The sequence below is a fragment of the Pseudomonas sp. GW821-FHT12A04 genome, from assembly GCF_058807755.1.
Window position 1 is genome coordinate 248,145 of sequence record NZ_JBXAQZ010000004.1, and the last position, 13,858, is coordinate 262,002.

The 13,858-nt window shown below is 55.1% G+C and carries 11 protein-coding genes; 9 read left to right on the plus strand and 2 right to left on the minus strand.

Translation table 11 applies throughout. From position 1 onward, the window contains the following. Window positions 1-141: 141 nt before the first annotated feature. The 6 genes from AC1RS8_RS08800 (at window position 142) to AC1RS8_RS08825 (ending at window position 7,213) form a co-directional block, all read left to right on the plus strand. Window positions 142-1,575, plus strand: coding sequence for an OprD family porin (locus AC1RS8_RS08800; RefSeq protein ID WP_057716447.1), 1,434 nt, complete (start codon window positions 142-144; stop codon window positions 1,573-1,575). A 78-nt stretch (window positions 1,576-1,653) separates the two neighbouring features. After that, window positions 1,654-3,249 carry an ABC transporter substrate-binding protein gene (locus AC1RS8_RS08805; protein WP_057716448.1) on the plus strand — a complete coding sequence of 532 codons (1,596 nt, stop codon included), beginning with the start codon at window positions 1,654-1,656 and terminating at the stop codon, window positions 3,247-3,249. A gap of 72 nt (window positions 3,250-3,321) precedes the next feature. Next, entirely contained in the window at window positions 3,322-4,332 is a 1,011-nt protein-coding gene (locus tag AC1RS8_RS08810) for an ABC transporter permease subunit (RefSeq protein WP_008051717.1), read from the plus strand. 10 nt (window positions 4,333-4,342) lie between these two features. After that, window positions 4,343-5,254 carry an ABC transporter permease subunit gene (locus AC1RS8_RS08815; protein ID WP_057716449.1) on the plus strand — a complete coding sequence of 304 codons (912 nt, stop codon included), beginning with the start codon at window positions 4,343-4,345 and terminating at the stop codon, window positions 5,252-5,254. Between the two features lie 10 nt (window positions 5,255-5,264). Continuing rightward, complete coding sequence (locus AC1RS8_RS08820) at window positions 5,265-6,233, plus strand: ABC transporter ATP-binding protein (protein WP_057716450.1); 969 nt, start codon at window positions 5,265-5,267, stop codon at window positions 6,231-6,233. Continuing rightward, window positions 6,233-7,213: a peptide ABC transporter ATP-binding protein gene (locus AC1RS8_RS08825; RefSeq protein WP_057716451.1), complete on the plus strand. Its 981-nt coding sequence runs from the start codon at window positions 6,233-6,235 to the stop codon at window positions 7,211-7,213. The genes AC1RS8_RS08820 and AC1RS8_RS08825 overlap by 1 nt, the downstream gene beginning before the upstream one ends. 197 nt (window positions 7,214-7,410) lie before the next feature. Here AC1RS8_RS08825 and AC1RS8_RS08830 read toward each other — a convergent pair whose 3' ends face one another. Continuing rightward, window positions 7,411-7,665 (minus strand): hypothetical protein, encoded by a 255-nt coding sequence (locus AC1RS8_RS08830; protein ID WP_057716452.1) that lies wholly within the window; start codon window positions 7,663-7,665, stop codon window positions 7,411-7,413. An 835-nt stretch (window positions 7,666-8,500) separates the two neighbouring features. Here AC1RS8_RS08830 and AC1RS8_RS08835 point away from each other — a divergent pair. Next, window positions 8,501-9,340 (plus strand): AAA family ATPase, encoded by an 840-nt coding sequence (locus AC1RS8_RS08835; RefSeq protein WP_493162500.1) that lies wholly within the window; start codon window positions 8,501-8,503, stop codon window positions 9,338-9,340. A gap of 150 nt (window positions 9,341-9,490) precedes the next feature. After that, complete coding sequence (locus tag AC1RS8_RS08840; protein WP_493162501.1) at window positions 9,491-11,068, plus strand: hypothetical protein; 1,578 nt, start codon at window positions 9,491-9,493, stop codon at window positions 11,066-11,068. A 44-nt stretch (window positions 11,069-11,112) separates the two neighbouring features. Here the strand turns inward: AC1RS8_RS08840 and AC1RS8_RS08845 are convergent, their stop codons facing one another. Continuing rightward, a complete protein-coding gene (locus AC1RS8_RS08845; RefSeq protein ID WP_057716453.1) occupies window positions 11,113-12,696 on the minus strand; it encodes a peptide chain release factor 3 in 1,584 nt (527 codons plus the stop codon). A gap of 438 nt (window positions 12,697-13,134) precedes the next feature. Between AC1RS8_RS08845 and AC1RS8_RS08850 the strand changes: the two genes are divergently transcribed. After that, the gene (locus tag AC1RS8_RS08850; protein WP_223501413.1) at window positions 13,135-13,851 is read left to right on the plus strand and encodes an ABC transporter permease; all 717 of its coding nucleotides are present in this window, start codon (window positions 13,135-13,137) and stop codon (window positions 13,849-13,851) included. Window positions 13,852-13,858 lie beyond the last annotated feature (7 nt).

A 13,858-nucleotide genomic window follows, 5' to 3' on the forward strand; every position in this document is an offset into this window, starting at 1 on the left:
CCGCCCTCACGCAGACGCTTTGCCGTCTTTTGCCAATTTGGCTGGCAGCAAACGTTTGCGACGCCGTGAATGAGTTCTAAACCAATAGCCGGATCACAAAAAAAGACCGGCATAAAAAAAAGAAAGTAAGGAGCTTTACCCATGAAACTGAGCAGCACCGCGTTATTGGCCATGGCCATCAGCAGCGTAACCGCCACGGCTTACGCAGAAACCCAAAGCCAGGCTTTCACCCCGGTTACCGTGAACGAGAAAAGCGCCCAAAGCGAAGCCACCGGCTTTATCGAAGGCCAGTCGATCACCGGCACCACGCGCAACTGGTACGCCAACGAACAACTGCAACGCGGCGCCAAGTTCGCCTACAAGAAAGACGGCGTATCGACCCCGACCGATCGCCGGATCAACTGGGTCCAGGGCACCATCCTCAAGTACAACTCGGGCTTCACCGAAGGCACCGTAGGCTTCAGCACTGAAGTGGCGGCGTACAACGCGATCGCACTGGACCAGGACCGCAAAGACCTGGCGTCCAACAACGGCGGCGCACCGGGCACTCGTCCAGGCGCGGGCAACAACCGTACCCTGACCAAAGAGGGCGGCGACGCTCAAGGCCAGTGGAGCAAACTGGGCCTGGCCAACGTCAAGGCTCGTGTCTCCAACAGCACCCTGACCGCCGGCCGCATGAACTTCAGCAGCCCGATGGTCGACGTGATCGGTAACCGTGCACTGCCTTCGAGCTTCCAGGGCGTGGCCCTCCACAGCGAAGAGCTGAACAACCTGGCCTTCGACCTGGCCACCTTCGACCGCAACTCACCGCGTACCGAAGAAAGCCAGCGCAAATTCCGCACCGAATACGCAAACGGCATCGTCGAAACCGACCACGTCTACACCGGCGGTATCACCTACAACCCGTTCGCCAGCCTGACCACCAGTCTCTGGGCGACCCAGGCTGAAGATATCTGGAACCAGTACTACTTCGGCGCCTCTCACGTACTGGGCGACAGCCAGGTACTGAGCCTGACCACCGGCCTGAACTACTACAAAACCAAGGAAACCGGTAAAGCCCTGATCGGCGACATCGACAACGACACCTACTCGCTGTCGTTCGGACTGACCCACCAGGCCCACACCCTGACCTTCTCGTACCAGGAAGTGAACGGTAACGAGTACTTCGACTACCTGCACGAAACCAACGGCATCTACCTGGCCAACTCCCTGTTGTCGGACTTCAACGGCCCGAACGAAAAATCGTTCCAGGTTGCCTACGGTCTGAACATGGCCGAATACGGCGTACCAGGCCTGAAGTTCAACATCTACCAGGCTCGCGGCTGGGGTATCGACGGCACTCACTACACCGGCAACGGCGGCGTGGCAGGCAAGGGTTACGACGGCATCCAGTCCCAGGATGGCGAACACCATTATGAATACGGCATCGGCGCGACCTACGCCGTGCAGAGCGGCCCGCTCAAGGCCACCACGATTCGCGGCACCTACACCGCTCACCGTGCCAGCGAAAACCAGGCTGACGGCAGCATCAACGAGTTCCGCCTCGTAACCACGGTTCCGTTCAACATCCTGTAATGCCCGTGCCGAACGGCTGATTCAGTGACGAATCGGCCGTTCGGCTTTTGTCCTTTAACTGATTGCAGAGGGTTCTTGATGAAAATGCTTCCCCTACGTGCGGCCATCGCGGCCGCGTTGCTCAGTGTCGCTGTCGGTGTTTCGGCCAAGCCCCTGGTGGTTTGCACGGAAGCCAGCCCCGAAGGCTTCGACATGGTCCAGTACACGACTGCAGTCACCGCCGATGCCGTGGCCGAAACCATCTTCAATCGCCTGGCAGACTTCAAGCCCGGCACCACCGACGTGATTCCGGCACTGGCCGACTCCTGGGACATCAGCGAAGACGGCCTGACCTACACGTTCCATCTGCGTAAAGGCGTCAAGTTCCACACCACCGAATACTTCAAGCCGACCCGCGACATGAATGCCGACGACGTGGTCTGGAGCTTCCAGCGTCAGCTGGACCCGAATCATCCGTGGCACAAGCTGTCGAGCGTGGGCTTCCCGTACTTTGAAAGCATGGGCTTCAAGGAACTGCTCAAGAGCGTCGAGAAAGTCGACGACAACACGGTCAAGTTCACCCTGACCCGTCGCGAAGCACCGTTTCTGGCCGACATCGCCATGGCGTTCTCCTCGATCTACTCCGCCGAGTACGCCGACCTGTTGCTCAAAGCGAACAAGACCGGCGACCTGAACAACAAGCCGATCGGCACTGGCCCGTTCGTCTTCCAGCGCTACAACAAGGACGCCCAGGTCCGCTTCAAGGCCAACCCGGACTACTTCCGTGGCAAACCGCCAGCCGATGCGTTGATCCTGGCCATCGCCACCGACAACAACGTGCGCCTGCAGAAGCTCAAGGCCAACGAGTGCCAGGTCGCGCTCTATCCGAAGCCGGATGACATTCCGAGCATCAAGAAAGACGACAAGCTGAAAGTCGATGAACTGAACGCGATGACCGTTTCCTACATCGCCATGAACACCACGCACAAATACATGAGTGATGTGCGGGTGCGCAAAGCCATCGACATCGCCTTCGACAAAGAGGCATACGTCAATGCGTTGTTCGGCAAGGGCAATGCGACCGCCGCGGTCAACCCGTACCCGGACACCCTGCTGGGCTACAACCACAGCCTGAAAAACCCGGCCCGTGATCTGGACAAGGCTCGCGCCCTGCTCAAGGAAGCCGGCGTACCGGAAGGCACCACCTTCACCCTGTTCACCCGCAACGGTGGCGGTCCGACCAACCCGAACCCGATGCTCGGCGCGCAGATGATGCAAGCCGACCTGGCCAAGGTCGGGATCAAGATCGACATCCGCGTGATGGAATGGGGCGAAATGCTCAAACGCGCCAAAAACGGCGAGCACGACATGGTTTCCGCCGGATGGGCGGGTGATAACGGCGACCCGGATAACTTCCTGACGCCTATGCTCAGTTGTGAAGCGGCCAAGAACGGAGAAAACTACGCACGCTGGTGCAATGACAAGTTCCAGGCGCTGCTCGACCAGGCCCGGGAAAAAACCGATCCGGCCGAACGCGCAGCGCTCTACGAACAGGCCCAGGTTATTTTCAACCAGGACCAGCCGTGGATCAGCATGGCGCACACTAGAATGTTTACCGCAATGCGCAACAACGTAGAGGGCTATCACATTAGCCCCCTCACCACGAATAACTTCGCCACCACCCAGGTGAAGTAATAAGAAAACTCCCGGCATTCCTGACCCAGGCATGCCGGGCACGCCTAACCGGCTGATGAGGTACAACACACGATGTTTAGTTTTATTGCCCGCCGACTGGGGTTACTGATCCCCACGTTCTTCGGCATCACCTTGCTGACTTTCGCGTTGATTCGCATGATCCCGGGCGACCCCGTAGAAGTCATGATGGGAGAACGTAGGGTCGACCCCGAAATGCACGCTCAGGCAATGGAACGCCTAGGTCTGAACAAACCCCTGTATGCCCAGTACCTGGATTACATCGGCAAGCTCGCCCACGGCGATCTCGGGGAATCCCTGCGTACCCGTGAAAGCGTGTGGAGCGAATTCACCTCCCTGTTCCCCGCGACCCTGGAACTGTCCATGGCCGCCCTGTTGTTCGCCGGCATCCTGGGCCTTCTGGCCGGGGTGATCGCGGCACTCAAGCGAGGATCCTTGTTCGACCATGGAGTGATGGGTGTCTCCCTGGCGGGATACTCGATGCCGATCTTCTGGTGGGGCCTGATCCTGATCATGTTCTTCTCGGTAAGTCTGGGCTGGACCCCGGTATCCGGGCGGATCGACCTGCTGTATGACATCGAGCCACGCACCGGCTTCATGCTGATCGATACGCTGCTGGCCGACGAGCCGGACGCCTTCTTCGACGCCCTGCACCACCTGATCCTGCCGGCCATTGTGCTCGGCACCATTCCGCTGGCAGTGATCGCGCGGATGACCCGTTCGTCGATGCTCGAAGTGCTGCGTGAAGACTACATCCGCACCGCCAAGGCCAAAGGCCTGTCGCCGGCACGCGTGGTGTTCGTACACGGCCTGCGCAACGCGCTGATCCCGGTACTCACCGTGGTCGGCCTGCAAGTCGGCACCCTGTTGGCCGGTGCGGTCCTGACCGAAACCATCTTCTCGTGGCCCGGCATCGGCAAATGGCTGATCGAAGCCATTGGCGCCCGGGATTATCCCGTTGTGCAAAACGGCATCCTGTTAATCGCCTGCCTGGTGATTGTGGTCAACTTCGTAGTGGACATCCTCTACGGCTTTGCCAACCCACGCATCCGTCATCAGCGCTGAGATCATGACCATGACCACTCCAATTCCATCGGTAGCAGTCGATCAAAGCCTGCTGTACCCGTCTCCGTACAAAGAATTCTGGCAAGCGTTTTCCAAGAACAAAGGTGCCGTCGCCGGCCTGATGTTCATGCTGCTGGTGATTTTCTGCGCCATCTTCGCCCCGTGGGTTGCCCCTCACGACCCGAGCGAGCAGTACCGTGACTTCCTGCTGACCCCGCCGGCCTGGCTGGAAGGTGGACAGATGCAGTTCCTGCTCGGCACCGACGAACTGGGTCGCGACCTGCTGTCGCGCCTGATCCAGGGCTCGCGCCTGTCGTTGCTGATCGGTTTGTCGTCGGTGGTGATGTCGCTGATCCCGGGGATCCTGCTGGGTCTGTTCGCCGGGTTCTTCCCGCGCATACTTGGCCCGAGCATCATGCGTCTGATGGACATCATGCTGGCCCTGCCGTCCCTGCTGCTGGCCGTGGCGATCGTCGCCATCCTCGGCCCTGGCCTGATCAATACCGTGATCGCCATCGCCGTGGTGTCCCTGCCGTCCTACGTTCGTCTGACCCGCGCTGCGGTGATGGGCGAACTGAACCGCGACTACGTGACCGCCGCGCGCCTGGCCGGTGCCGGTCTGCCGCGCCTGATGTTCGTCACCGTGCTGCCTAATTGCATGGCGCCGCTGATCGTTCAGGCCACCCTGAGCTTCTCCTCGGCGATCCTCGATGCCGCCGCACTGGGCTTCCTCGGCCTTGGCGTACAACCGCCAACCCCTGAGTGGGGCACCATGCTGGCTTCGGCCCGCGACTACATCGAACGCGCCTGGTGGGTAGTGAGCCTGCCTGGTCTGACCATTTTGCTCAGCGTGCTGGCAATCAACCTGATGGGCGACGGCCTGCGCGATGCGCTGGACCCGAAACTCAAGAACGCCGCCTGAGGAGATTCCCATGTCACTGCTAGAAATCAAGAATCTCAATGTTCGCTTCGGCGACAAAAACGCCACGCCAGTCGTCGATGGCCTCGACCTGCAAGTGGACAAGGGCGAAGTGCTGGCCATCGTTGGCGAGTCCGGTTCCGGCAAGTCCGTGACCATGATGGCGCTGATGGGCCTGATCGAGCATCCGGGGATCGTCACCGCTGACGCCCTGAATTTCGACGGCAAGAACATGCTCAAGCTCAACAATCGCCAGCGTCGCCAGATCGTGGGTAAAGACCTGTCCATGGTCTTCCAGGACCCGATGACTGCCCTGAACCCGAGCTACACCGTCGGTTTCCAGATTGAAGAAGTGCTGCGCCTGCACCTGAAAATGTCCGGCAAGGCTGCCCGCAAGCGCGCCATCGAACTGCTGGAAAAAGTTGAAATCCCGGGTGCCGCCAGCCGTATGGACGCCTACCCGCATCAACTGTCCGGGGGCATGAGCCAGCGTGTCGCGATTGCCATGGCGATTGCCGGCGAACCGAAACTGCTGATCGCCGACGAACCGACCACGGCGCTGGACGTAACCATCCAGGCGCAAATCATGGACCTGCTGCTGGCGTTGCAGAAAGAGCAGAACATGGGCCTGGTGCTGATCACCCACGACCTCGCCGTCGTGGCCGAAACCGCCCAGCGCGTGTGCGTGATGTACGCCGGCCAGGCGGTCGAAGTCGGCCAGGTGCCGCAACTGTTCGACATTCCGGCACACCCGTACAGCGAAGCGTTGCTCAAGGCAATTCCGGAACACAGCCTGGGTGCCTCGCGCCTGTCGACCCTGCCGGGCATCGTTCCCGGTCGCTACGACCGCCCGCAAGGTTGCCTGCTGTCGCCACGCTGCCCGTACGTGAAAGACAACTGCCGTCAACAACGTCCGGCCCTTGACCAGAAAAGCAACAGCCTCGCTCGCTGCTTCTACCCGCTGAACCAGGAGGTGGCGTAATGGCCGTCGTTCTTACCGCCCGCGACCTGACCCGTCACTACGAGGTGTCCCGAGGCCTGTTCAAGGGGCACGCCACCGTGCGCGCCCTCAACGGCGTATCGTTCGAACTGGAAGCCGGCAAGACCCTCGCTGTCGTAGGCGAGTCGGGTTGCGGCAAATCCACCCTGGCCCGTGCCCTGACCCTGATCGAAGAGCCGTCCTCCGGCTCCTTGAAAATTGCCGGGCAGGAAGTCGCCGGTGCCGACAAGGCCCAGCGCAAGCAACTGCGCAAAGACGTGCAGATGGTGTTCCAGAGCCCGTACGCCTCGTTGAACCCTCGGCAGAAAGTCGGTGATCAGCTTGCAGAGCCATTATTGATCAACACCAACCTGAGCGCCGCGGAACGTCGCGAGAAAGTCCAGGCGATGATGAAGCAGGTGGGTTTGCGTCCCGAGCACTATCAACGTTATCCGCACATGTTCTCCGGTGGTCAGCGCCAGCGGATCGCCCTGGCCCGCGCGATGATGCTGCAACCGAAAGTGTTGGTGGCGGACGAACCGACCTCGGCACTGGACGTGTCGATTCAGGCACAGGTACTCAACCTGTTCATGGATTTGCAGCAAGAGTTCAACACCGCCTATGTGTTCATCTCCCACAACCTGGCAGTGGTACGCCACGTTGCCGACCATGTGATGGTGATGTACCTCGGTCGTCCGGTGGAAATGGGCACGAAAGAGGACATTTACTCCCGACCTCTGCACCCTTACACCCAGGCGCTGTTGTCGGCGACGCCGGCCATCCACCCGGATCCGGACAAGCCGAAAATCAAGATCGTCGGCGAATTGCCCAACCCGCTGAACCCGCCGTCCGGCTGCGCCTTCCACAAGCGCTGCCCGTACGCCACCGAGCGTTGCAGCACTGAAGAGCCGGCCCTGCGCCTGATCGCCGGCCGCCAGGTGGCTTGCCACTACGCCGAGCAATTCCTCGACGGCGCGGCATAAAAAACTGTAGGAGCTAGCCTGCTGGCGATAGCGGCATACCAGTCAACATTTCTGCTCACTGGCACACCGCAATCGCTAGCAGGCTAGCTCCCACAGGGATTGAGTAGCTCAAGTAATTACGCGTTAACCAAACCCCTTCTGCCTCGAATGCGCATCACTCAGGTAGAAGGGGTTTTCTTTTGCCTGCAATAGAGCGACTACGTCTGGCTGTCGCCCTCTTCCTCATCGGAGTCCGGTTCGTCGGTGGTCGAGTCATCGTCGTTGTCCGCACCGCCCTGCCCCTGATCTCCCGGTTCCGATTCGGACTTGGCGATCATCAACCCCGCATAACCCGCCTGCCCGCTCGAAGCCTGCTCCCCGTGATCGATACACTCGGCCCACGCCGTCGAAGCTCCGAGCGAGAGCATCACCATCACCTTCAACAGCAGTAAAACGCGAAACAACCTGTTCATAGCCGATTCCTTCCTTTCGTTGAGTGCCTGTCTGGTGCTGAGTCAAATCTAGTTCCGATCAGCCGGGTTCTCCAGATTGGACGCTAACGAGCAGGCAGAAACGCAATGAAAATCAGACTAGTTTGGAATAAAAACTATAACAAAAGAAAATAAACAGTGTAGAAACCCTTAAAAACCTTTAATACTCAGCAAAGTAGAATTTCCCACTACAAATAAAAACCTCACTCGACCCAAGTACTGAGCGAACACCAAATCACACGCAACAAAACTTAAACACCAACAACAAAAAACTAATTAATATTCTTACAAACTAATAGGACATTTAAATCCCTAAAGACGCCCACACACGACACCTTGGCAAGAAGAAAATAAATAGGTAACATACTCCATTTTTTACGGGATTTGCCAAACAGGAGTTACATATGGCTCACACCATAAACATAACAGAATTCAAAAAAGCATTTACTTGCGGGAGTGATCTTGTCGAGAGCTACTGCAGACTAATAGCTATAGAACTAAAGCTCGCCGACATCAAACCTATCAAAAGTCACGACATAATAAACAAGCTACAACATCTATCAAAAACATCAGCAGGCCTACCACACGCCGGCGCTCTGAACACAAGAATCTCAGAGCTAACAAGTGCTTTCAACAGCATTAATGTTGAGTCAACAAAAGGTACGCGAACCTTGCCTTTAGCCTCATACCCGACTATCAGATACACACGATTCATCACCGACTGGCCATCACAAAATACGGACCACTCCAAACTTAGCGAGCTAAATAAAATCGCCAAAAGCACAATACTAACGCTTAAAGCGCTAGGAAAGAACGTATGAAAACCCTATCTGAACTCCTAAAAAACATTCGCACAACATACCCTACAGCAACAATCAACTTTAACTATCCAACTATATACATTATTATTTCAGATGCGGAATTTGAAAACCTTGATGACAACCAGAGATTCAAGCTACTCCTTGAGAAGTGCTCATTCAACGAAAGTGAATTAACGCGCATAATAGACAGCAGCGCATCTCAAATACTACTGCTAACTGAAAAAGAGCTAGAATGTGATTACAGCTTCCTCCTAAGCAGTCAGCAAAATAATCACTGGCTATCTCAACACAATGCTTGCTTCAAAAGTAACATCAGATATGAAAATACAAAAAACATAAACACCATACACTTTTACGGCCAAAAAGGTGGGCAAGCTCGATCATCCGTAGTTGGCGCTTTGGCTCGAGATCTTGCTGACAACGGGCACAAGGTACTAGTAATTGACGCTGACATAGAAGCACCAACCCTGCACACTATATTTGGAATAGAGAAAATCCAAATTGAAAACTCACTAATGGGATATGCAGGATGGGCAGCGGAGCCAAGTTATACTTCAAACCCAACAATTCCAGGCGTTTACTTCATCGGGTGCCGCCCAACTGATGAAGAATGGGAAATGGATTATGAAGCATTCTCTTTACGTTGTGCTTTAGACCCGAAATCTCTTTCTGATGTTTTCACAAAAATTTTTGAAATTGACAATCTAATCAATGGAGAGTTTGATACGGTTTTAGTTGACCACAGAACCGGCGCGACTACTTCAGTGATTCCAATCATAAGTACGATTCCTGGACCGTGCGTAATTTTCAGTCGCCCAGATAATCAGACAACCTGACTACAAGGCATTAAAACCCTTCTATCCTTCAACCCTACAAACCCGGGTGCGTACGTCTCCTTCTCTCTCGACAATCTAAAAAAGAAGGGAAGCACAACCGAAGCGGAGGCGGAGTTCAAAGAAAAACTGCTTGAGGCATTATCTGAAGCTTTGGCTATAGATGCTGAAGACCCAGAACCCTTGCCAACGGATGAACTTGAGCGCTTTTATATTCCATGGATTTATGATCGTGCGTTTTTTAATAGCTCACTTCCTAAAATCTCACAACTTCAAACAGAAAATATCTACGCAATAAGCCAGCTAAAAGAAATTCTTGGCATTAACAAGCGCGCTATAAAAATAGCAACGCCTGAGGTCATCCATCAAAACAAAACCTCATCATCAGGAATTATAGATGAGACATGGTTTGTAGAATCCGACATGACAAGGTCAATCCTACAACAAGACTCAAATCTTAATTATATATTCGGACGTAAAGGCACAGGAAAAAGTCGACTTTTCAAAGAGTCCGTAGAGCGAGGAATTGGCCTTCCTCTTTTATCACCGAGTGAATATGGAGAGATAGATGCTAGCATCCCAAACAGCTCCGACACTTATATAAAGGCTATACTAAGCAATATAAATGAGGATTACGAAGTATTTTGGTGGGCATTAATATCTGCACGATTAGAAGCCGAACGCTCCAACTCTCAATACAAAGAAACCCTACAAGGTTATGCTCGCCTGACCTATGAGCAATTAGCACAAATAGCCTCACCCTTGAATGTTGTCGAAAAACTTAGAAACCGCAAAATAAACCTACTTGTAGACGGACTAGAAACAGCAGTACCCTCAACAAAACTGAAGCGCTTTGTAGAGGGAATTCTTTTATGTATGAACACCGTACAAAATAGTAGCGATTTCCGTCAGAGATTAAGCATCCGTCTTTTTATACGAGTAGACTTAGCAATCGGAAGTCAAAACATCGAACAGCAAACTTCCGGAAGAAAAATCGATCTATACTGGGACGAACAAGCCCAAATGAACTACGCACTAGCGTGCATAGCCTCCAACTCATGGGTACAACAAAAGTTTCCAGATACCATTAAGAAAATCGAACAACACAAGCAAGATATATGCCTAGGAAAACTTCTAACAGAAGACTGCGAGACTTTCTTACTTCAAATATTTCCTGAAAACTTGCGTCGTAGCAACATCAAGACCATTACATTCATCAAAACGTATTTCCGGGATGCATCCTCACAGGACAACGAACATCTTGCAACATTTTATCCGCGCCTATTTTTAAACTTCATAAATTCACTATTTTCCCATTTACAAAAGCTGAAAAACCCTCTTGATGAAAACGGAAAAATTGAACAATCTTCAATTTTTGAATCTTATGATACAGCTGCAACAAACTTCATAAACGATGCAAAACAAGAACTCGCTCACGCGATCACTTTAGATCCTGAACTTTCCGAAAACCATAGACAAGTAAACTTATTACTAGACGCTCTCAAAGGCAAAGCAACACCATTTACTTTAGACTCTCTCGCACAGAAAATTTGCAGCGATATCGGCTCATCAATCACAGAAGAGTCTATAAAGAGCGCGCTTCGAATAATGAAAGATATGGGCTTTTTCGAACAAACACCTAAAGACGTCTCAAAATGGCGAGCAGGCCGAGTATATAAATCCGCGCTAAAAATGAAATTTGTTAGAGGAATCAAAGCCAAGGAGAGCTGATTAAAATTAAACAAGGGCAGAATTAACTGCCCTTATTCGATTACTTAATGATGCTCACGGGTCGCACGGAATTTCACGTCCGGCCAGCGCTCTTCCATCAGGGCCAGGTTGACCCGCGTCGGTGCGAGGTAGGTCAGGTGACCACCGCCGTCCAGCGCCAGGTTTTCCACAGCCTTGTTGGAGAATTCCTCAAGCTTCTTCTTGTCGCTGCATTCGATCCAGCGCGCAGAGTAAACAGTGATCGGCTCGTAGGAGCACTCGACCTTGTATTCCTCTTTCAAGCGGCTGGCGACCACATCGAACTGCAGCACACCGACGGCGCCGAGGATGATGTCGTTGCTGCGTTCCGGGAAGAACACCTGGGTCGCGCCTTCTTCGGCCAGTTGTTGCAGGCCCTGGCGCAGTTGCTTGGATTTCAGCGGATCTTTCAGGCGTACGCGACGGAACAGTTCCGGGGCGAAGTGTGGAATGCCGGTGAAACCCAGGACTTCGCCTTCGCTGAAGGTGTCGCCGATCTGGATGGTGCCGTGGTTGTGCAAGCCGATGATGTCGCCGGCAAACGCCTCTTCCAGTTGCTCACGCTCGGAGGAGAAGAAGGTCAGCGCGTCGCCGATCCGCACGTCCTTGCCGGTGCGCACGTGGCGCATCTTCATGCCTTTTTCGTACTTGCCGGAGCAGATACGCATGAAGGCGATGCGGTCGCGGTGTTTCGGGTCCATGTTCGCCTGGATCTTGAAGATGAAACCCGAGAACTTCTCTTCCACCGGCTCCACGGTGCGCTCGTTGGCCACGCGTGCCAGTGGGCGCGGCGCCCAATCAACGACGGCGTCGAGAACGTGGTCGACACCGAAGTTGCCCAGTGCCGTACCGAAGAACACCGGAGTCAGTTGACCGTCGAGGAACTCCTGCTGGTTGAACTCGTGGCAGGCGCCCTGCACCAGTTCCAGCTGCTCGATGAAACGCTCGTACTCGTCACCCAGGTGGGCGCGGGCTTCATCGGAGTCGAGCTTCTCGATGATCCTGGTTTCGGTGCGTTCGTGGCCGTGACCGGCGGTGTACACGATGATGTAGTCATCGGCGAGGTGATACACGCCTTTGAAGTCACGGTAGCAACCAATCGGCCAGGTGATCGGCGCAGCCTTGATCTTGAGGACGGCTTCGATTTCGTCGAGCAGTTCGATCGGGTCGCGGATGTCACGGTCGAGTTTGTTGATGAAGCTGACGATCGGCGTGTCACGCAGACGGCAGACGTCCATCAGGGCGATGGTCCGAGGCTCTACACCTTTACCGCCGTCGAGAACCATCAACGCCGAGTCCACCGCCGTCAGGGTGCGATAGGTATCTTCGGAGAAGTCTTCGTGACCCGGGGTGTCGAGCAGGTTGATCATGTGTTCACGATACGGGAACTGCATGACCGACGTGGTAATGGAAATACCCCGCTGCTTTTCCATTTCCATCCAGTCGGAGGTGGCATGGCGATCGGATTTACGAGATTTCACCGTACCGGCTACCGCAATCGCCTTGCCCATCAGCAGGAGCTTCTCGGTGATGGTGGTCTTACCGGCATCGGGGTGGGAAATAATGGCGAAAGTGCGGCGTTTCGCGACTTCGGCGGCCTGTTTGGTCATGGGAAATCGCCTGGCAGGTGATTCAAAAAAGGGCGCAGATTATAGCCCAAGTTGATCGAAGAACCGAACCGTTGAGCACATTAGGGGTGGCCAAATGCTGCTTCAGATGGGAACCTTTTAAAGCACGGAGACGTCCACTCCCCCGTAACGACCACTCGTCGGGGGCCTGAAACACCTGCAATTCGGCCTGACGAGGCTGTGCTCATGGCTCGATTGCCGTGCGTTTCCCCCTGTAGGAGCGAGCCTGCTCGCGATGGACGTCAACGATAATGCTGGGTACCTGAAGGTACGCATTGTCTTGAAGTTTTTCGCGAGCAAGCTCGCTCCAACAGTGAAACGCGCTCGGCATGAGCTGCTTATCGCGATCATTTTTTCGGCAGCCAGGAATGGCGTTGCCACACGAGAAAGTGTTCGCCGACTGAAAAAAGGAGTCCGCCTGTGGCTATCCACTATGGCAAAGGGCTGATAGGAGGCGCGCTGGTATTCGCCCTTCTGGCCCTGCTGATCCAATGGATCGGCATCAACACGATCGAACACTACCGCGACGATTTGTTGTTTTACCTGCAAGCTCATCTGGTTCTCGTCCTCGCTTCCATGCTGGCCGCCCTTGTCGTGGGCATTCCTGCCGGCATCCTCCTCAGCCGCCCGTCCATGGTCGGCCGTGCCGAACGCTTCATGCAGTTTTTCAACATTGGCAACACCGTTCCGCCCCTGGCCGTCCTGGCCATCGCCTTGGGCATCCTCGGCATCGGCAGCGGCCCTGCCATCTTCGCCCTGTTCCTCGCCTCTTTGCTGCCCATCGTGCGCAACACCTACGAAGGCCTGAAAAACGTTCAGGGTTCGCTCAAGGAAGCCGCCGTCGGCATCGGCATGACCCCGCGCCAGGTGCTGTGGAAAGTCGAATTGCCCAACGCGGTGCCGATCATCATCGGTGGTGTGCGTGTGGCATTGGCGATCAATGTCGGGACGGCGCCGCTGGCGTTCCTGATCGGTGCCAACAGTCTCGGCAGCCTGATCTTCCCCGGCATCGCCCTGAACAATCAGCCGCAATTGCTGCTCGGCGCGGCCTGCACAGCCCTGCTGGCCTTGTTGCTCGACGGTCTGGTGACACTCGCCAGCCGCCTCTGGCTCGAACGCGGCTTGCGCCCGTCTTAAGCCTCGG